Here is a 19,174-nt window from a genome sequence, read left to right as displayed (position 1 = left end):
CATAGTGAGCGAATCCCGTACCGCGCGCAGGAGGCCGAGTGTCCCACACCACTGATCGCCGCCGGTCGCGCGCAGGCGGTCGCCGTCGACCGCGCACCGCGTGGCTGGTGTCGGTCGGCGCCGCAGTGCTGGTGGCCGCGTTCGTCGCACTGGACGCGGCAGACATCGTTCCGGGACCGCTCACGACTGCCCCGCAGATCGAGGTGGACGCGCTGCCGCGTCCAGGTGCGGTCGATCCCGAGGCGGCGGATGCCGCTGAGCCCCTCCCCGCAGACGCGCCGATCCCCACGGGTCTCGCTGGCATCGTCGAGCCGGTGTTCGAGGACGCAGAGCTCTCCGGCCGCTGGAGCTATGACATCCGTGACGCACTCACCGGCGATGTCCTGCTCGCCCGCGACGAAGCGACTGCCCACACGCCCGCATCGGTGACGAAGGTCCTCACGGGCGCCGCAGCGCTCGGTGCGCTCGGTGCCGACACCCGCTTCATAACGCGCGCCGTGGTCGATGCCCCGGAGGCAGACGACCTGGCTGCCGGCTCAGCTCCGGCGCCCGACGCGGATCCGGCTGCCGGCTCAGCCGGGCGGGCGGACGCAGCGGACCCCGACGAACCTGTGACAGTCCACCTGGTGGGCGGCGGCGACGTCCTGCTCGGGCCCGGCGCGAACGACGCGGACGCCGTCATGGGGCGTGCGGGTCTGACCACGCTGGCCACAGACACGGCCGCTGAGCTCGTGGAGTCGGGCACCACGCACGTGACGGTCTCCGCCGATCTGAGCAGATACTCCGGCAGCGGCTGGCATTCGGGATGGGAGCGGGCTGACATCGCCAGCGGCTACATCACCCCGATCGTCCCGCTCATGCAGGAATCCGGCTACGAGGAGCCGGACGAGCGGTACTCGGCGCGGCACGAGGACCCGGCGGCGGTCGCGACCGATGTATTCGCCGAGGCCCTGGCCGACGCGGGCGCGGGGATCGGACTCGACGTCGAGACCGAGGTGGTCGAACCGTCCGCCGCCCCCGCCGATGCTCGTGAACTCGCTGCCGTCGAGTCCGCACCGGTGTCGCAGCTCGTGGAGTTCATGCTCGTCCACAGCGACAACGTCGTCGCAGAGACCCTGGGCCGTGAGGTGGCCCTCGCGACCGACCGGGAGGCCACTGCCGCCGAAGCCCCGTCCGCCGTCATCGACGCGCTCGCCTCCCAGGACCTGGACACCGGCTCGATCGCCCTGGAGGACGCGTCCGGACTGGACTACGGCAACCGGATCTCCGCGGGCGACCTCACGACGATCATCGAGGCATCCGCCCGGGCGGAGGGCGACCTGTCGATGCTCGTCCCGGCGATGCCGGTCGCCGGGTTCTCCGGCACTCTCGCGCCGCGCTACACGAACGACGAGTCCGAGGCCGGTGCCGGCGTCGTCCACGCGAAGACCGGGTCGCTCGCCACGGTGAGCTCGCTGGCCGGCACCGTCGTGACGACGGACGACCGGCTGCTCGTGTTCTCGATGATGGCGGATGAGATGGACCGGGGCACGTCCGATGAGGCCCGTCTCGCCTTCGATGCGGCACTCGCCCGCATTGCGGAGTGCGGCTGCGCGTGACCGCGAGGTCGACCCCGCGTGTGCGGTTGCGGTGAACAGGGGTGTCCGTCCACGGCGGAGTCCGCGTATGGGGCAGGATGGATGCATGGACGGACACGGCACGGACATCCTGGACCTCACTCTTCTGGAGCGCTCGGTGAAGGAGCTGGTCCCGGGCGGTCCTCGCCTCCCGACGAAGGAGACCGCAGAGGTCGTCGACCAGCTGCGCGAAGCGGCGGACACGTCGATCGACCTCGTCCTCGACGTCATGCGCCTGGATCCCGGGGAAGCAGACGCCGTCCGCACCCGGGCCGCCGCCGGCGACGTCCTGATCGTCGACCGTCTGGGATGGGCGAAGGCGACGGGGCAGTCGCTCACCGCGATGGTGGGCACAGCGATGTCGGACGACGTCCGCGCCGCGATGGAGGCGGGACGCATCCCGAACACTCTCGAGATGGCCGCGGTCCTGTCCGTCCTGTCGACCCGGGTGCTGGGGCAGTTCGATCCCTTCGGCGGCGGACCCCACCCCGACGGGGCGGGGCGACTCCTGCTCGTCGCCCCCTCGATCGCACAGACCGAGGCGACGCTGAGCGTCACACCGCGCGACTTCCGCCTCTGGGTCGCTCTCCACGAGTCCACCCACCGGGTCCAGTTCGCCGCGGCACCCTGGCTGCGCGACCACCTCAGCTCACTCATCTCCGAACTGCTGGGCGATGATCCCGCCTTCTCCGGGCTCACCGGTCTGAAGCCGCTCATCCGCAGCATCCCGGAGATCGTGCGCGGCGAGACCCGGCTCGTCGACGTCGTGACCGGGCCGGAGAAGCGGGCGGTCCTCGACCAGGTCATGGCGCTCATGAGCTTCCTCGAAGGCCACGCCGACGTCGTCATGGACGCCGTCGGCCCCTCCGTGATCCCCGACCTGGCCCGAATACGCCAGCGCTTCGAAGCGCGGCGCGATGACGGGATCGGGCCGGGCGGGGCGATCAGCCGGCTGCTCGGGATGGACTCGAAGCTGCAGCAGTACCGCGAAGGCGCCGTGTTCGTCCGCTCCGTCGTGCGCAGTATCGGCCACGAGGGCCTCGCGACTGCGTTCACCTCCCCGGACATGCTGCCGACCGTCCGTGAGATCGCCCGTCCTGACGACTGGGTCGCACGCGTGCACGCTGCGCGGGAGTCGGAGGGCTCGGATGACACCGCGGGGGCTGCGGCTGAGGAGGCGGTCCGCCCATGACCGGCCGGCGGCCGCGGCTCGATCCTGCGACCGCCCGGATCCGGAACGCGCTGCGCGCTCACTGCCGGCCGTCCGGAGCACCCGCCCTCGTCGTCGCGGTGTCCGGCGGCGCCGATTCGCTGGCGCTCGCCGCCGCCGCCGCCTTCCTCCACCGGCGGGGTGAGGGGCGTTTCCTCGCGTGCACCGTCGACCACGGACTGCAGCCCGGTTCCGCAGAGGTGGCGGCGCGGGTGGTCGCGCGGGTGGAGGCGCTGGGGCTGCCCATCACGAGCGTGACGACCGCGGTCGCTGAGAACCACCCCGGCGGGCTCGAGGCGGCGGCTCGCAGCGGCCGGTACTCAGCTCTCGCCGGCGTCGCGGCGGGCGCTCACACGGGCGGCATCCTGCCTGACCACGAGGCGCATCCGGCTCGGCCGGGATACGGGGTGATCCCCCAGATCGTGACGGGGCACACGCGTGACGATCAGGCGGAGACCGTCCTCCTGGGGCTGCTGCGGGGATCGGGCGCGCGGTCCCTGTCCGGGATGGCTCCGCGCACCCGGTTCGGCACCGCGAACGGGCCGATCGAGATCGTGAGGCCCCTGCTCGGCGTGACGCGGGACGAGACGCGGGCCAGCTGCGCGGCACAGGGCCTCGACGTGTGGAACGACCCCATGAACGACGACACGCGCTTCACCCGGGTGCGCGCCCGCCGGACTCTCGAGCTGCTCACCGATTCGCTGGGGCAGGACCCGCGCGCGGGCCTGGTGCGCAGCGCCGACCTCCTGCGGGAGGACGCAGACCATCTCGACGCCGAGGCGGAGGCAGCCTGGGCGGGCCTCCTCGCCTCGGCGAACGAAGACGGCTCGGCTCCGGCCACGCTGGGGGTCCGGGACCTCACCGCGTTCAGCCCGTCGGTGATCAGCAGGATCCTGCGCCTCTGGCTGGTCGCCCGCGGTGTGTCCGCAGGAGAGCTCACCGCCGACCACGTGCGGGCCGTGCGCCAGGTGGCGGCGGCCTCGGGCGCGGTCAGGCCGGAGGCCTCCGTGCCGGGAGGCGGTTCGGTGCGCCGGATTCGCGACCGGATCCTCCATGTGGAGCCCGGCCGCGAGGATCAGGGACGTCCCTGAGCCAGCGGTGCTTCGGACGCTCTGCGGTCGAGCAGCATGAGCACGAGGACGAACACTGCACCGGCCACCATGAAGAGGACGGGGGAGACGACGTCGCCCGACGTGATCGGACCGGCCCCCGGCGTCCAAGGCCACAGCGCCCGCAGCGACCCTGCCATGAGCCCCGCCATGATGACCACGGTGAGGTGCGGGACCTTCTCCAGGGCGGTGAGGAGTCCCTGCACGATGCTCGCCAGTCCGACGATCGCGCCCAGCCCGAAGACACCGATGTACACGAGGTCCCGGTCGCTCACCGCCTGGAGCGTGGGGGCGTAGAGCCCCATCGCCAGCAGGAGGAACGACCCCGAGACCCCTGGGACGACGAGCGCGCAGATCGCGACGGCGGCGGCGAGGAAGACGACGATCAGCGCAGGGGATTCCTGATCGCTGTCGGCGACGAGCCCCGTCAGGAGGAACGCGGTGAGGAAGGCCGCGAGGAACAGTGCGCAGTGGACGAGGCGCGGTCGGGCGGTCCAGCGCACCATCCGCAGCGGTGCGGCGATGCCCACGACGACGATGCCGAAGAAGAGCCCCATGGAACTCAGGGGGAACGACTCGACGAGGTGGTGGATCGGCCCGGCCAGGAGCAGCACTGCCGCAGCCATACCGGCGAGCACGGGGATGATGATGCGCCACTCGACCTGCGCGAGCTCGTTCCGCACGGCACTCCAGCCGCGTCCGCGCAGAAGCTCCTTCGCGGCACCGACCACGTGCCCGGCCGAACGGATGAGCGCCGTGTAGATGCCGACGATCAGGGCGATCGTCGAGCCGGAGACGCCCGGCACGAGTTCGGTGAGGCCGATGAGGAAGCCTCGCACCAGGTCGAGGGGCAGGTGCGCCGGCGATCGGCGGGCGGCGGGCGCGGGAGCCGCACCACCGGGCCGTGCGCCGTGCGACCGCGTGCTGTCGGAGCGCCCGTCCTCGGACGGTCCGTCTGTGTGCGGGGTGGGGGTGGTCACACTCGTGTCCTCGTTCGGGGGCGCGGGGTTCGGACCGAACGATAGTCGATGCCGGACGCGCGAGTTCACGCCGGACGATCAGCCGCCGCACCGACCGCTAGAGTGGATGCCACATACGACGACTGTGCAGGCCGGCCCGGTCCGAGTCTGACGAGAGCGAACGAGGAGCTACAGGTGGACGAGCAGGACCTTGGCGACGACATCACGACCATCCATGTCACGGAAGCACAGATCAAGCACCGTCTGACGGAGATGGCGGCGGACATCGATCGTGATTACAAGGATCGCGAGGTGCTCCTCGTGGGCGTGCTCAAGGGCGCAGTCATGGTGATGGCGGATCTCGCACGCGCACTGCACTCGCCCGTGCGGATGGACTGGATGGCCGTCTCGTCGTACGGGTCCGGCACGAAGTCATCCGGTGTGGTGCGGATCCTCAAGGACCTCGACACCGACCTCAAGGATCAGCACGTCCTCATCGTCGAGGACATCATCGACTCGGGCCTCACGCTCTCATGGCTGCTCACCAACCTGAAGTCCCGCGGCGCCGCGTCCGTGGAGATCTGCACGATGCTGCGCAAGCCGGAGGCGTCGAAGGTCGACATCGACGTGAAGTACGTGGGCTTCGACGTGCCCAATGAGTTCGTGATCGGATACGGTCTCGACTTCGCGGAGAAGTACCGCAACGTCCCGTTCGTCGCGACGCTGGCTCCGCACGTCTACAGCTGACGCAGTCTCCCTGCCGGTGGAAGCGGTACCCTGACCGGGCCGTATATCCGCCGCTTGGCCGCCGTCGACGCTCCTGAGAGGACCCATGGCAGAAACCCCCGATCGCAGCACCCCCGTCAAGAAGGTCCGCCGAGGTCCCTTCATCTGGGTGCTGCTGGTCCTCGCCTTCATCACCACGGGCCTCCTCCTCGCAGGCGGAACCGGCTTCCAGAGAGTGGACACCGAACAGGGCCTCGCCCTCCTCGACGAGGGGAAGGTCGATCAGGCGAAGATCGTCGACAACGACCAGCGGGTCGACCTCGTGCTCTCGGACGACTACGAGTTCGCGGGCAATGACTACGGCAACAAGGTCCAGTTCTTCTACATCGAGCCGCGCGGCGAAGAGATCATCGATGCCGTCACGACGGCGGGTCCCGACGGCGGATACACCGATGAGGTGCCGCAGCAGTCATGGATCAGCACACTGCTGCTGAATCTGCTGCCGTTCGTCATCATCTTCATCGTCTTCTGGTTCCTCCTGTCGCAGCTGGGAGGCGGCGGCAGCCGCTTCATGAACTTCGGCAAGTCGAAGGCGAAGCTGGTCAACAAGGAGAACCCGGACGTCACGTTCGAGAACGTCGCAGGCGTGGACGAGGCGCTCGAGGAGCTCGAGGAGATCAAGGAGTTCCTCGCGGAGCCGGACAAGTTCCAGGCCGTGGGTGCCAAGATCCCCAAGGGCGTGCTGCTCTACGGGCCGCCCGGCACGGGCAAGACACTCCTGGCCCGTGCAGTCGCGGGGGAGGCCGGGGTGCCGTTCTACTCGATCTCCGGTTCGGACTTCGTGGAGATGTACGTGGGCGTGGGAGCGTCCCGCGTCCGCGACCTGTTCACACAGGCGAAGGAGAACTCCCCCTGCATCATCTTCGTCGACGAGATCGATGCGGTCGGCCGTCAGCGCGGTGCCGGCATGGGCGGCGGAAACGACGAGCGGGAGCAGACGCTCAACCAGATGCTCGTCGAGATGGACGGGTTCGAAGCCTCGACCAACGTCATCCTCATCGCCGCGACGAACCGTCCGGACGTCCTCGACCCGGCACTGCTGCGGCCGGGACGCTTCGACCGTCAGATCCAGGTCGAGGCCCCGGACATGAAGGGCCGCAAGCAGATCCTCGGCGTCCACGCGAACGACAAGCCCCTGGCGTCGGACGTCGATCTGGACATGGTCGCGAAGCGCACGCCCGGCTTCAGCGGCGCAGACCTCGCGAACGTCCTCAACGAAGCCGCGCTGCTCACGGCGCGCGAGAAGAAGTCCGTCATCGACAGCACGATCGTCGATGAGGCGATCGATCGAGTGATCGCCGGACCGCAGAAGCGCACCCGCCTCATGAACGACAAGGAGCGCCGCGTCACCGCCTACCACGAGGGCGGGCACGCGCTCGTCGCCGCAGCGATGAACGACACGGACCCCGTCACGAAGGTGACGATCCTGCCGCGCGGACGAGCACTGGGCTACACGATGGTGATGCCCAGTGAGGACAAGTACTCGACGACCCGCAACGAACTGCTCGATCAGCTGGCGTACGCGATGGGCGGCCGGGTCGCGGAGGAGATCGTCTTCCACGACCCGACGACCGGCGCGGCGAACGACATCGAGAAGGCGACGGACATCGCGCGCAGGATGGTGACCGAGTACGGCATGAGCGATCGTGCCGGAATGGTGAAGCTGGGCGACGGATCCTCGGAGCCGTTCGCCGGACGCAGCATGGGGGGTTCGGAGAAATCGTTCTCGGATTCCACGCTCGCAACGATCGATGCCGAGGTGCGCGCCCTCGTCGACGCGGCCCATGCGGATGCCTACTGGGCACTGAATGAGAACCGGGACGTCCTCGACCGCCTCGCGTACGACCTGCTCGAGAAGGAGACGCTCGACGAGGCGCAGCTCTCAGAGCTCTTCCACGATGTCGTGAAGCGAGACAGGCGCACCGTCTGGCTCGCCAGCCGCGACCGCCCGGTCTCCAGCCGTCCCCCCATCGATCCGCCCGCGCCTCGCGTGACGAACGGCGACGAGGATGCAGACGCCGGACACGCCGGCCAGACCGGACACGCCGGCCAGACCGGCCAGACCAGCCAGGCTGCTGACGGACTGGAGCCGCCGCGATGACCGTCGATCACGCACGCATCGAAGCCGCAGTCCGGGAGATCCTCCTGGCGGTGGGCGAGGACCCGGACCGCGACGGGCTCACCGAGACGCCGGCCCGGGTCGCACGGGCCTACGAGGAGGCCTTCGAGGGGCTCTCGCAGGACGCCGCAGACGTCCTGGGAGTCCAGTTCGACATCGGCTTCGACGAGATGGTGCTCGTCCGCGACATCGCCCTGTACTCGACGTGCGAGCATCACCTGGTGCCGTTCCACGGGGCTGCGCACATCGGCTACATCCCCGGCGCCGAGGGGCGGGTGACGGGCCTGTCGAAGCTGGCGCGCCTCGTCGATGTCTTCGCCCGCCGTCCGCAGGTGCAGGAGCGCCTCACCACGCAGATCGCGGACGCGCTCGTCGCGCACCTGCAGCCGCGCGGCGCCATCGTCGTGGTGGAGGCGGAGCACCTGTGCATGTCGATGCGCGGCGTGAAGAAGCCGGGGTCGTCGACGATCACGTCGGCGGTGCGCGGCCAGCTGCGCAATGCGGCATCCCGTTCCGAGGCGATGAGCCTCATCCTCAGGAGGTGACGGTCGTGGACCGGACGCGCACGCAGATCATGGGGGTCCTCAACATCACCCCGGACTCCTTCTCCGACGGCGGTCGCTGGTTCACGCACGCGGACGCGGTCGCCCACGGCATCGATCTGCTGGACGGCGGTGCGGACATCATCGATGTCGGCGGAGAGTCGACCCGACCCGGTTCCACGCGCGTCTCCGAGGAGGAGGAGCTCGCCCGGGTCCTGCCCGTCATCCGCGAACTCTCCCGTGACGGCGCTGTCATCAGCGTGGACACGATGCGCGAGTCCGTGGCCCGCGCATCGCTGGAGGCAGGCGCCACCCTCATCAACGACGTCTCCGCCGGACAGAGCGAGCCGGAGATGCTCCGACTGGCCGCCGAATCCGGGGCGCCCCTCGTCCTCATGCACTGGAGAGGCCTGCTGTCCGACACCGGCGCGCCGGTGCACTACGACGACACCGTCCGTGAGGTGGCCGAAGAACTCACCTCCCGCATCGAGGCGGCCGAGGCCGCCGGCGTGTCCCGCAGCGCCCTCATCCTGGATCCCGGGCTGGGGTTCTCGAAGAACGCCCAGCACAACTGGGAGCTGCTCGCCCGCCTCGACGTGTTCGTCGAGATGGGGCTGCCGCTGCTCGTCGCCGCCTCCCGGAAACGGTTCCTCGCATCGCTCGCCTCACCGGAGGCCCCGGCAGCGGCCACACAGGAGGACCGTGACGCCGGCACCGCCGCGATCACTGTGATGGCAGCACAGGCAGGGGCCTGGGCGGTGCGGGTCCACGAACCCCGTGCCTCGCGCATCGCAGCCGACGCCGTCGCCGCTGTCCGCGCGGCCGGGAGCACGAGGAGCTGACATGACGGACGAGATCCGACTGACCGGCCTCACGATCCGCGGTCACCACGGGGTCTTCGACTTCGAGAAGCGAGACGGTCAGGACTTCGTCGTCGACGTGGTCCTGCGCGGGGACCTGTCCCGCCCCGCTGCGACCGACGACCTGGCCGACACCACCGACTACGGAGCGCTCGCGGACGACCTCGCGGCGATCGTCGCGGGGAAGCCCTACGACCTCATCGAGGCGCTGGCGGGGGCGTTGGCGGACCGATGCCTCGCAGCCTGCGCAGAGGTGGAGGTGACGGTCCGCAAGCCACAGGCACCGATCGCCCACGCGTTCACCGACGTCGCCGTCACCGTGCGGCGGACGCGGGCCCCGACGCAGTGGCGCGCGGTCATCGCGCTCGGGGCCAACCTGGGGGATGCGCTCGCCACCCTCCAGGACGCGGCGCACGCCCTGGACCTCCACCCGCGCATCGATGTGGTCGTCGGGTCCTCCGTGTATGTCACGGTTCCCGTCGGCGGCATCGACCAGCCGGACTTCCACAATGCCGCGGTCATCGTCGACACGACGCTGCCCCCGCACCAGCTGCTCGCCGTCTGCCAGGGGATCGAAGTGGGAGCCGGGCGGACCCGTGACGTGCGGTGGGGCCCGCGCACGCTCGATCTGGATCTCGTGCACCTGTGCGCGGCAGCCGGGGCGGTGCACGATCAGGACGCCGCACCACCGGCCGCTGAGGTGCGCCTCGCAGATCCCGTGCTGACTCTTCCGCATCCGCGCGCGGGGGAGCGGGCGTTCGTGCTCGCACCCTGGGCCGACCTCCAGCCGGACGCGCTCGTCGACACTCCGCGCGGACGTGAGCGGCTCACGACAGCCCTCGCACACGCAGACGATGCGGACGGCGTGCAGCGCGCCGGCGCGCTCGTCTGGACAGCCGAGCAGACCGGCCGCAGCATGCAGCCTGCCGGAGCCGGACGAGCAGACCTGGCCGAACACGGTGATCCGGCCCCGGCCGCCGGGGGTGACAGAGGATGAACCGCACACGGCCCACACAGCTGCTCGTCTGGGGGATCGTCGGACTCCTCGCGTCGATCGCGTTCCACACTCTGTGGGAGCGCGGCGGGAACGCGCTGCCGCTGGTGCCGTGGCCCGCGATCGTCGGGATGCTCGTCCTGTCGGGGGTGCTGCTCGCGCTGGGATGGCCGGTGCGCGCCTGGCGCGACGGAGACAGGACCACGGCCATCGATCTGGTGAAGGCGGCACGGATCGCCATGCTCGCGAAGGCCGCGGCCCTGGCGGGTGCGGTGCTCACTGCCTGGTACCTCGGCGGCGCCCTCTACCTCTTCGCATCCGCGTTCGGTCTGCGCGCCGAAGCCGGACTGGGCATGCTCGCAGCTGCGATCTCCGCAGCCATCCTCATGGCTGTCGGACTGATCGTGGAGTCCTTCTGCTCGCTGCCGCCCGACGATCCACGAGCCTCGGACAGTTCCGGGGACGGACGACGTGAACGACACGACCCACCGGAGGCTCCCGCATGAGACAGCTCAACCCCGTCAGCCCGAAGTTCATCGGCGTCCAGCTCATCGGGTCCGCGATCGTGTGGGGGATCTTCCTCATCGTCCTCCTCGCCGCGGCGATCTGCGGGCTGATCTTCGACATCACCTGGCTCATGATCCTGGGCTTCGCGCTCGCGGCCGGGTGCGTCATCGTCGCGACCATCGAAGCGATCATCGTCGTGCGTCAGGTGAAGGCGCTGGGCTACCTCGAGCGTGAGCACGATCTCCTGGTGCAGCGCGGCATCATGTTCCGGTCGACCACCGTCGTCCCCTACGGGCGACTGCAGTACGTCGAGGTCTCAGCCGGTCCGCTGCTGCGCATGGCCGGACTCGCGACGATCACTCTCCACACCGCGTCTGCCGGGACCGATGCCTCCCTGCCGGGCCTGCCGAAGCCGGAGGCGGAGGCGCTGCGGGACTCCATCGCGTCGCGCGGCGGCGCCCGTCTGGCGGGACTGTGACCGCGCCGCAGGAGCCGGGTCAGCAGGGTTCGCAGTCCCCGCTGCCGCAGTCCCCGCCGCCGCAGACCCGGCCGGCACAGTCCCGGCCCGCACAGAACCATCCGCAGGTTCCGCAGGACTCTCGCCACGCTCCGCCGACGACTGCGGATGACCCTGCTCAGTGGCGGCATGTCCACCGGTTGACTCCGGTGCTCCAGGGCGGTGCCGGTCTGATCGCCGCCCTGGGTGTCGTCCTCGTCATCGCGTTCCAGAATCTCCAGACTGTCCTGGAGGACCTGGTGGTCGAAGGGCTCGGCGGTGAGAACAGCGACGCCGGAGGGTTCGGAGTGATCCGGCTGCTGCCGACGCTCATCCGAGAGCATCCGCTCATCACCGCTGCGGTGATCGGCATCGTCGTCCTCGCGCTGGTCGTCACAGTCGTCGCCCTGTGGCTGAGCTGGCGGTACACCCGCTTCCGGGTGGACGGAACAGGCGTCTTCCTGCGCACCGGGGTCATCGCGCGGAAGGAGCGGTCCGCCTCGCATGACCGTGTCCAGTCCGTCGACATCTCCCTGCCGTTCATCCCGCGCCTGCTGGGACTCGCCTCGCTCGTGTTCGACGTCGCGGGCGGGTCCGATTCGGACATCACGATCTCGTACCTCAGGCGGGGGCAGGCGGAGGTGCTGCGGGAGGAGATCCTCAGCTCCCTGCGCGCCGGACGGCAGCAGACGCCGCCCGGTCCGGGATCCGGCCCCGCCGCCGGAGCCCCGGGCGCCGGACCGCCGACCACCGAGTCGGCGGCGGAGCGGGTTCCGTCAGCAGGCCGCGTCGACACAGCAGGCCACGCGTCCCCGCAGACGTCCGTGCAGCGGCCGACCGCCCCGACCGCGCCGCTCGGCCAGCGACTGCTGAGCAGGACGGCCCAGCAGTTCCAGACGCACGCGTCCATGACCGTCGACGACCTGAGCAGCAGCCTCACGACACTGCTGACCCCGTATCGCCTGTCGCCGACGACAGGTGCCGAGGGTCGCCTGCTGCGAGTGCCGTTCCATCGCCTGCTGTGGTCCGCGCTATTGTCCACGACGGTGCTGGTGACCGCGGTGTTCATGCTGGCGCTGCTCGCTGCGATCATCGTCATAGCGATCCTGGCGACCCCGGCGGCGCTGGTGACCACGGTGTTCGCGATGGTCCCGGGCCTCTTCGCGCTCGTCGGCGTGCTGAAGTCGGAGCTGGGGCTCGCGAACTTCACGGTGGCCATCACACAGGACGGCCTGCGGGTCAGCCATGGACTGGCATCGACGACGAACCGGATCATCCCGCTCGACCGCATCCAGGCGGTGAAGCTCCGCCAGCCGCTGCTGTGGCGCGGCCCCGGCTGGTGGCGCGCCGAGTTCACCATGGCCTCCGAAGGCAGCGGCGACGACGACACGACCCAGAACGTGCTGCTCCCCGTCGGCACGCGCGACGACGTCATGCTCATGCTGGGTCTGTGCCTGCCCGACCCGCGCCCGCCGCAGGGAGCCGACGCACGGTCGCTCGTCCTCGCGGGTATGGCGGGTCCCCTGTCGCGCGACGCGGAGACCCTGGCCGGGGAGCACGCCTACCGCGGTCGTCCCCGCGCCTCGATGTGGTTGGATCCGGTCACGTGGAAGCGCAATGCGCATGCGCTCACGGGAACTCTCACCCTGATCCGGTCGGGGCGACTGTCCCGCACGCTCGAACTGGTCCCGCATGCCCGCGTGCAGTCGCTGCGCCTGACGCAGGGGCCGCTGCAGAGGGCACTCGGACTCTCCACGATCGCCCTCCACATCTCACCCGGGCCCATCGCACCGCACGTCGTGCACCTGCCGAGCGCTGAAGCGTCGCAGCTGTTCGACCACCACGCGACAGTCACCCGGATGGCGCGGGAGGAGCTGGACGCCTACCAGGACGCTCGCACCGCACCGCCGTCCCCGCCCCCGGCACCGCCGTCCCCGCCGGCCCCGGACCCGTCCCCGCCCGCACCTGCTGAAAGGCCGCCCCATGAACATTGACGATCAGACCCGGCTGGGTGTGGGCATCATCGGCGTCGGCAAGGTCGGAGCCGTCATGGGAGCCGCGCTGCGCGATGCGGGGCACGCGATCGTGGGCGTATCCGCGGGGTCCGAGGCGAGCCGTGACCGTGCCGACGCGATGCTGCCGGGCGTTCCGGTGCTCGACGTGGAGACCCTCGTCGAACGCGCAGAGCTCATCCTCTTCACCGTGCCGGACGACACGATCGAAGAGCTCGTCGAGGGGCTGGCGAAGCTCGGCCTCTTCAGCGCCGGGCAGATCGTCGTGCACTGTGCGGGCCGACACGGCCTCGGGGTCCTCCAGCCGGCGACCGCGGCTGGGGCGATCCCCATCGCCCTGCACCCCTCCCTCTCCTTCACCGGCACGAGCATGGACCTGCCCCGCCTCCGCCAGACCACGATCGGCGTCACCGCACCCAAGCCGGTCCTCCCGATCGGCCAGGCACTCGCGGTCGAGATCGGCTCCGAGCCGATCGTGCTCGCAGAGGCGGACCGGGCGCTGTACCACTCGGCGATCGCCCACGCGTCGAACCACACCGCGGCGATCCTCGCGCAGGCGATGGAGACTCTGTCCTCCCTCGGAGTGGACGACCCCTCGCGCGTGCTCGCCTCTCTCGTCGACGCGAGCGTGTCGAACGTGCTGCGGTCGGGCCCGCGGGCGCTCACCGGCCCTGTGAGTCGCGGCGATGTGGCGACCGTCGGCGCCCATGTCGCGGCGCTGTCCGAGTTCGCCCTGACGCAGGGGACCGCCGAGATCGTCGACGCCTATCGGGCGATGGCCCGTGCGACCACCGCCCGGGCTCTCGAGAACGGGACCATCGACGAATCCACCGCTGCCCAGCTGCTCGACACCCTGGACGCACAGGACCCCCTGGACGCACAGCACGGCTGAGGCCTGCAGGACCTTGGGCCCGACGGCTCGTTTTCCGCGCGACAGGAGCCGCGCGGTAGCCTTGGGCCCATGCCGCAGACCCAGCCCCAGCCCCATGACCACGACGATCCGGAGCAGTTGCGCATCCGCAAGGACAAGCGTGAGCAGATGCTCGGAGAGGGGCGATCGCCGTACCCTGTCGCGGTGGGACGCACCCACACCCTCGCGGGAGTGCGCGCAGCGCACCCGGACCTCGAGGCCGGGCAGGAGACGGACGATATCGTCGGCGTCGCGGGACGGGTGGTCTTCCAGCGCAACACCGGCAAGCTGTGCTTCGTGACTCTCCAGGCCGGCGACGGCACTCGTCTGCAGGGGATGCTCTCCCTCGCGGAGGTCGGCCAGGAGAGCCTCGACCGGTGGAAGCACGACGTCGACCTGGGTGATCACGTGTTCCTGCACGGACGCGTCATCATGTCGAAGCGCGGCGAACTGTCCATCATGGCCGACGACTGGGCCCTCGCTTCGAAGGCGCTGCGTCCCCTTCCGACACTGCACGCCGAGCTCACGGATGAGACCCGGATGCGGCAGCGCTATATCGACCTCATCACCCGTGAGCAGGCGCGTGAGAACGTCCGCGTCCGTGCAGACGTCATGAAGTCGCTGCGTCGGACGTTCGACGACCGCGGATACATGGAGATCGAGACACCGATGCTTCAGACCATCCACGGCGGCGCCGCGGCCCGGCCCTTCAGCACCCACATCAATGCGTATGACATGGAGCTGTATCTGCGCATCGCACCGGAGCTCTTCCTCAAGCGAGCGCTCGTGGGCGGACTGGACAATGTCTTCGAGATCAATAGGAATTTCCGGAATGAAGGCGCTGATTCCACGCACTCCCCGGAGTTCGCGATGCTCGAGGCCTATGAGGCATACGGCGATTTTCGATCAATCGGCGAACTGACGAAGACACTTGTGCAGAACGCGGCCCTTGATGCATATGGTTCTCATGTCGTCACGCTCGCGGATGGTTCGACATACGATCTCGGCGGTGAATGGCGAGTCATCCGCATGTATGAATCACTCTCCGAGAAGCTCGGTGTCACTGTGACATCCGATACATCGGTGGAGGAGCTCGAAGCGCTTGCGCGTCAGCACGATATCGATCTCGAAGGCGTATTCCGGCTGCACGGGAAGTACATCGAGGAGATGTGGGAGCATTTCCACGCTGATGAGCTCCACGAGCCCACATTCGTCACCGGGTTCCCCGTGGACACCTCCCCCCTCACGAAGAGTGACCGGAACGATCCGGGCATCGTGGAGAAATGGGACCTCTACGTGCGCGGGTTCGAGTTGGCGACGGGCTACTCCGAGCTCAACGACCCCGTTGTCCAGCGGGAGCGCTTCGAGGCGCAGGCGCGCGATGCGGCTGCGGGCGACGACGAGGCGATGCGCGTCGATGAGGATTTCCTCACGGCGATGGAATACGGAATGCCCCCGGCGGGCGGAATGGGAATGGGAATCGATCGCCTCCTCATGGCTCTCACGGGCCTGGGTATCCGCGAGACGATTCTCTTTCCTCTGGTCAAGCCGCTCTCCGAATGACATGAAATGCGTGCGTGCCGTTGTGGGTGACCCGATGAGGGTGCGCATTCCGATGAAGAAAAGGTAGTGTGTTCATGGAGTACATCAAGGTCCTCCTTCCCTCGATCGGTGTCGGACTGCTGTTCTGGTACGTCATGCGAGGGATTCTCCGTTCGGATTCGGTCGAGCGTGAGGAGATGGAGCGGTACTACCGACAAATGGACAGCGAAGAGACGGCGGAGGATCACGAGTCCTCCACCGGTGTCGCAGAGGAGAATCACCCGCATGGCACGCGAAATGAAGGTCGTCCTGACTGACGACATCGACGGCACTGAAGCGACGGAGACCGTCCGCTTCGGGCTCGACCAGGGAACATACGAGATCGAGCTGTCAGACGAGAACGCGGAGAAGCTGCGCGAGGCCTTCGCCCCGTACATCGCGAAGGCCCGTCGGGTCGCCGCGACCCAGCGGGCGGGGCGTCCGCGCCGTTCCTCCGGCGGACAGGACAGCAACATCAACGCGAAGATCCGCGAATGGGCCAAGGGCGAGGGCAAGCAGGTCTCCGAGCGCGGCCGCATCTCGCAGGCGATCATCGACGAGTACCACGCAGCGCACTGACATCCCCGCAAGCGCCCCGACCAGAGCTGGAGAACCCACCGCGGTCGGGGCGCTTTCGCGTGCCCACGGCCGGGGCATCTGCACCCGAGGGCGCGCTGCGAGTCGCTCCGCGTCCACATTCTTCGGCTCACGGCGAACACCGTTCGGCTCAGGGCGAACACCGCAATAGAAGGCCCCTCCGCGTGGTTAGAGTGCATAGCAATCAGACACGAGGAGGACCATCATGTTCGAACGGTTCACCGACCGGGCCAGGCGCGTCGTCGTGCTCGCGCAAGAAGAGGCGAAGCTCCTCAAGCACAACTACATCGGCACCGAGCACATCCTGCTCGGTCTCATCCACGAGGGTGAGGGCGTCGCCGCGAAGGCACTCGAAGGGATGGGGATCTCCCTCGAGCAGGTCCGCGAGCAGGTCACGGAGATCATCGGCGAGGGCCAGCAGGCTCCGTCGGGGCACATCCCCTTCACCCCGCGCGCGAAGAAGGTCCTCGAGCTGAGCCTGCGCGAAGCGCTGCAGCTCGGTCACAGCTACATCGGCACGGAGCACATCCTGCTGGGTCTCATCCGCGAGGGCGAAGGCGTGGCCGCACAGGTCCTCGTCAAGCTCGGAGCCGATCTGGCGCGTGTGCGCCAGGAGGTCATCAAGCTCCTCTCCGGCTACCAGGGCAAGGAGCCCGCCTCCACCGGTGCGCGGGAAGAGGGGACTCCGTCCGGGTCGCTCGTGCTGGACCAGTTCGGCACGAACCTCACCGCCGCGGCGCGGGAGGGCAAGCTCGACCCCGTCGTCGGACGCGAGCTGCAGATGCAGCGCGTCATGCAGGTGCTGTCCCGCCGGACGAAGAACAATCCGGTGCTCATCGGTGAACCCGGTGTGGGCAAGACGAGCGTCGTCGAGGGACTCGCGCAGGCCATCGTGAACCTCGAGGTCCCCGAACCGCTCGAGGACAAGCAGCTGTACACGCTCGACCTCGGGTCGCTGGTCGCGGGTTCCCGCTACCGGGGCGACTTCGAGGAGCGGCTGAAGAAGGTCCTCAAGGAGATCCGCACGCGAGGGGACATCATCCTGTTCATCGATGAGATCCACACTCTGGTCGGTGCGGGTGCCGCAGAGGGCGCGATCGATGCGGCGAGCATCCTCAAGCCCATGCTCGCCCGCGGTGAGCTGCAGACGATCGGTGCGACGACGCTCGACGAGTACCGGAAGAACATCGAGAAGGACGCGGCCCTCGAGCGCCGCTTCCAGCCGATCCAGGTGCCGGAGCCCACTCTCGCGGACTCCGTCCTCATCATGAAGGGCCTGCGCGACAAGTACGAGGCGCACCACAAGGTGACGATCACGGACGGCGCGCTGGCCGCATCGGTGAATCTCTCCGACCGCTACATCAACGACCGCTTCCTGCCGGACAAGGCGATCGACCTGATCGACGAGGCCGGAGCCAGGCTGCGGATCTCGCGGATGTCGTCGCCGCCGGAGCTCAAGGAGCTGGAGGACCAGATCCTCGACGCGCGCCGCCGCAAGGAGGCCGCGATCGACGCCCAGGACTTCAGCCTCGCGCAGTCCGAGCGGGACGCGGAGATGGCGCTCACGAAGCAGAAGGAGGAGCGCGAGAAGACCTGGAAGGCCGGCGACAAGGGCGCGGCCGTCGTCGATGAGGAGCTCATCGCGGAGGTCCTGGCGCAGTCCACGGGCATCCCGGTCTTCAAGCTCACCGAAGAGGAGTCCTCGCGTCTGCTGCGGATGGAGGATGAGCTGCACAAGCGGGTCATCGGCCAGGACGAGGCGATCAAGTCCGTCTCCCGGGCGATCCGCCGCACCCGTGCGGGCCTCAAGGATCCCAAGCGGCCCTCGGGATCGTTCATCTTCGCCGGCCCCACGGGCGTCGGCAAGACGGAGCTCGCGAAGGCATTGGCGGAGTTCTTGTTCGGCGACGAGGACTCCCTCATCACGCTCGACATGTCGGAGTACGCGGAGAAGCACACCGTCTCCCGCCTCTTCGGCTCGCCCCCCGGCTACGTCGGCTACGAAGAGGGCGGCCAGCTGACGGAGAAGGTCCGGAGGCGTCCGTTCTCCGTCGTGCTGTTCGACGAGGTGGAGAAGGCCCATCAGGACATCTTCAACTCGCTGCTGCAGATCCTCGAGGACGGACGTCTGACGGATTCGCAGGGTCGTGAGGTGGACTTCAAGAACACCATCATCATCATGACCACGAACCTCGGGACGAAGGACATCGCGAAGACCCAGCAGATGGGCTTCCAGGTCGAGGGCGATCCGTCGATCGACTACACGCGGATGAAGCAGCGGGTCAACGAAGAGCTCAAGCAGCACTTCCGCCCGGAGTTCCTCAACCGCGTGGACGACACGATCGTCTTCCCGCAGCTCGCGAAGTCGGAGATCCTCACGATCGTCGACCTGTTCGTCGAGCGCCTGGACACGCGTCTGGCCGCTCAGGGCATGTCCGTCGAGCTCACCGACGCGGCCAAGGAGCTGCTGTCGGAGCGCGGCTACGATCCGGTGCTGGGCGCGCGACCGCTGCGTCGCACGATCCAGCAGGAGATCGAGGACCAGCTCTCGGAGCGCATCCTGTTCGACGAGCTGCATTCGGGTCAGCGCGTGCACGTCGATGTCGAAGGCACCGGCATCGACGCGGTCTTCACCTTCAGGGGTGAGGAGGACGCGCGCGTCCTCGAGCGGGTCGGCGCGGTCTACGGCACCGACGAAGACGGCTCCGGGGCGATCCCGGAGGCGGGCGTGGCGAACAGCCCCGGATCGTCGGGCGACGGCGGGGGAGCAGAGGCGGAGGCGCAGGCCACCGCGGAGGTTCCGCCGGAGCGCTGACGGAGCGCGCAGGCGCCTGCTCGGTGGAAGCGGCGGGTCGGACGAGGAGTCCGGCCCGCCG

At 69.0% G+C, this 19,174-nt stretch carries 17 protein-coding genes; 16 read left to right on the top strand and 1 reads right to left on the bottom strand.

What is annotated here, in order from left to right; translation table 11 throughout:
- Window positions 1-38 precede the first annotated feature (38 nt).
- From dacB to tilS, 3 genes are all read left to right on the top strand, one after another.
- Complete coding sequence (gene dacB / locus BJEO58_RS00755; RefSeq protein ID WP_246075938.1) at window positions 39-1,598, top strand: D-alanyl-D-alanine carboxypeptidase/D-alanyl-D-alanine endopeptidase; 1,560 nt, start codon at window positions 39-41, stop codon at window positions 1,596-1,598.
- 85 nt (window positions 1,599-1,683) lie between these two features.
- On the top strand, window positions 1,684-2,808 hold the full coding sequence (locus BJEO58_RS00750) for an Rv3626c family coenzyme F420 biosynthesis-associated protein (protein ID WP_180951774.1): 1,125 nt from the start codon (window positions 1,684-1,686) through the stop codon (window positions 2,806-2,808).
- On the top strand, window positions 2,805-3,917 hold the full coding sequence (gene tilS / locus BJEO58_RS00745) for a tRNA lysidine(34) synthetase TilS (RefSeq protein WP_101586856.1): 1,113 nt from the start codon (window positions 2,805-2,807) through the stop codon (window positions 3,915-3,917). Before BJEO58_RS00750 ends, tilS begins: the two co-directional genes overlap by 4 nt.
- Here the strand turns inward: tilS and BJEO58_RS00740 are convergent.
- On the bottom strand, window positions 3,902-4,915 hold the full coding sequence (locus BJEO58_RS00740) for a DUF368 domain-containing protein (RefSeq protein WP_101586855.1): 1,014 nt from the start codon (window positions 4,913-4,915) through the stop codon (window positions 3,902-3,904). The genes tilS and BJEO58_RS00740 overlap by 16 nt on opposite strands.
- A gap of 174 nt (window positions 4,916-5,089) precedes the next feature.
- On the opposite strand from BJEO58_RS00740, the gene hpt reads away from it, so the two are divergent.
- The 13 genes from hpt to BJEO58_RS00675 all read left to right on the top strand — a co-directional run bounded on the left by hpt (window position 5,090) and on the right by BJEO58_RS00675 (window position 19,113).
- Window positions 5,090-5,641 (top strand): hypoxanthine phosphoribosyltransferase, encoded by a 552-nt coding sequence (gene hpt, locus BJEO58_RS00735; RefSeq protein ID WP_101586853.1) that lies wholly within the window; start codon window positions 5,090-5,092, stop codon window positions 5,639-5,641.
- A gap of 85 nt (window positions 5,642-5,726) precedes the next feature.
- Complete coding sequence (gene ftsH, locus BJEO58_RS00730; protein ID WP_101586850.1) at window positions 5,727-7,781, top strand: ATP-dependent zinc metalloprotease FtsH; 2,055 nt, start codon at window positions 5,727-5,729, stop codon at window positions 7,779-7,781.
- Window positions 7,778-8,344, top strand: a complete 567-nt coding sequence (folE, locus tag BJEO58_RS00725; RefSeq protein WP_101586848.1) for a GTP cyclohydrolase I FolE — start codon at window positions 7,778-7,780, stop codon at window positions 8,342-8,344. Before ftsH ends, folE begins: the two co-directional genes overlap by 4 nt.
- Before the next feature lie 5 nt (window positions 8,345-8,349).
- Window positions 8,350-9,183 (top strand): dihydropteroate synthase, encoded by an 834-nt coding sequence (gene folP, locus BJEO58_RS00720; RefSeq protein WP_308297846.1) that lies wholly within the window; start codon window positions 8,350-8,352, stop codon window positions 9,181-9,183.
- Window position 9,184: 1 nt separating this feature from the next.
- Complete coding sequence (gene folK, locus BJEO58_RS00715) at window positions 9,185-10,198, top strand: 2-amino-4-hydroxy-6-hydroxymethyldihydropteridine diphosphokinase (RefSeq protein ID WP_101586847.1); 1,014 nt, start codon at window positions 9,185-9,187, stop codon at window positions 10,196-10,198.
- Complete coding sequence (locus BJEO58_RS00710) at window positions 10,195-10,701, top strand: DUF3180 family protein (protein WP_101586845.1); 507 nt, start codon at window positions 10,195-10,197, stop codon at window positions 10,699-10,701. Before folK ends, BJEO58_RS00710 begins: the two co-directional genes overlap by 4 nt.
- Window positions 10,698-11,180, top strand: coding sequence for a PH domain-containing protein (locus tag BJEO58_RS00705; RefSeq protein WP_101586843.1), 483 nt, complete (start codon window positions 10,698-10,700; stop codon window positions 11,178-11,180). The genes BJEO58_RS00710 and BJEO58_RS00705 overlap by 4 nt, the downstream gene beginning before the upstream one ends.
- Before the next feature lie 188 nt (window positions 11,181-11,368).
- Window positions 11,369-13,192 (top strand): PH domain-containing protein, encoded by a 1,824-nt coding sequence (locus BJEO58_RS00700; protein WP_257904189.1) that lies wholly within the window; start codon window positions 11,369-11,371, stop codon window positions 13,190-13,192.
- Window positions 13,182-14,102, top strand: coding sequence for a Rossmann-like and DUF2520 domain-containing protein (locus BJEO58_RS00695; RefSeq protein WP_101586839.1), 921 nt, complete (start codon window positions 13,182-13,184; stop codon window positions 14,100-14,102). Before BJEO58_RS00700 ends, BJEO58_RS00695 begins: the two co-directional genes overlap by 11 nt.
- 69 nt (window positions 14,103-14,171) lie before the next feature.
- Complete coding sequence (lysS, locus tag BJEO58_RS00690) at window positions 14,172-15,683, top strand: lysine--tRNA ligase (protein WP_101586837.1); 1,512 nt, start codon at window positions 14,172-14,174, stop codon at window positions 15,681-15,683.
- Window positions 15,684-15,757: 74 nt separating this feature from the next.
- Entirely contained in the window at window positions 15,758-15,979 is a 222-nt protein-coding gene (locus BJEO58_RS00685; RefSeq protein ID WP_101587205.1) for a hypothetical protein, read from the top strand.
- Window positions 15,948-16,280: a histone-like nucleoid-structuring protein Lsr2 gene (locus tag BJEO58_RS00680; protein WP_101586836.1), complete on the top strand. Its 333-nt coding sequence runs from the start codon at window positions 15,948-15,950 to the stop codon at window positions 16,278-16,280. The genes BJEO58_RS00685 and BJEO58_RS00680 overlap by 32 nt, the downstream gene beginning before the upstream one ends.
- 223 nt (window positions 16,281-16,503) lie before the next feature.
- Window positions 16,504-19,113 (top strand): ATP-dependent Clp protease ATP-binding subunit, encoded by a 2,610-nt coding sequence (locus tag BJEO58_RS00675; protein ID WP_101586834.1) that lies wholly within the window; start codon window positions 16,504-16,506, stop codon window positions 19,111-19,113.
- Window positions 19,114-19,174 lie beyond the last annotated feature (61 nt).

The organism is Brevibacterium jeotgali (assembly GCF_900169175.1).
GTDB lineage: Bacteria > Actinomycetota > Actinomycetes > Actinomycetales > Brevibacteriaceae > Brevibacterium > Brevibacterium jeotgali.
The sequence above is the reverse complement of the archived record's forward strand: the minus strand, read 5'-3'. Positions and strand labels throughout refer to the sequence as shown.

Coding starts and splice junctions, on each gene's coding strand:
- BJEO58_RS00750 (WP_180951774.1), top strand. CDS start 1,684: ATGGACGGACACGGCACGGACATCCTGGACCTCACTCTTCTGGAGCGC.
- tilS (WP_101586856.1), top strand. CDS start 2,805: ATGACCGGCCGGCGGCCGCGGCTCGATCCTGCGACCGCCCGGATCCGG.
- ftsH (WP_101586850.1), top strand. CDS start 5,727: ATGGCAGAAACCCCCGATCGCAGCACCCCCGTCAAGAAGGTCCGCCGA.
- folE (WP_101586848.1), top strand. CDS start 7,778: ATGACCGTCGATCACGCACGCATCGAAGCCGCAGTCCGGGAGATCCTC.
- folK (WP_101586847.1), top strand. CDS start 9,185: ATGACGGACGAGATCCGACTGACCGGCCTCACGATCCGCGGTCACCAC.
- BJEO58_RS00710 (WP_101586845.1), top strand. CDS start 10,195: ATGAACCGCACACGGCCCACACAGCTGCTCGTCTGGGGGATCGTCGGA.
- BJEO58_RS00705 (WP_101586843.1), top strand. CDS start 10,698: ATGAGACAGCTCAACCCCGTCAGCCCGAAGTTCATCGGCGTCCAGCTC.
- BJEO58_RS00695 (WP_101586839.1), top strand. CDS start 13,182: ATGAACATTGACGATCAGACCCGGCTGGGTGTGGGCATCATCGGCGTC.
- lysS (WP_101586837.1), top strand. CDS start 14,172: ATGCCGCAGACCCAGCCCCAGCCCCATGACCACGACGATCCGGAGCAG.
- BJEO58_RS00685 (WP_101587205.1), top strand. CDS start 15,758: ATGGAGTACATCAAGGTCCTCCTTCCCTCGATCGGTGTCGGACTGCTG.
- BJEO58_RS00680 (WP_101586836.1), top strand. CDS start 15,948: ATGGCACGCGAAATGAAGGTCGTCCTGACTGACGACATCGACGGCACT.
- BJEO58_RS00675 (WP_101586834.1), top strand. CDS start 16,504: ATGTTCGAACGGTTCACCGACCGGGCCAGGCGCGTCGTCGTGCTCGCG.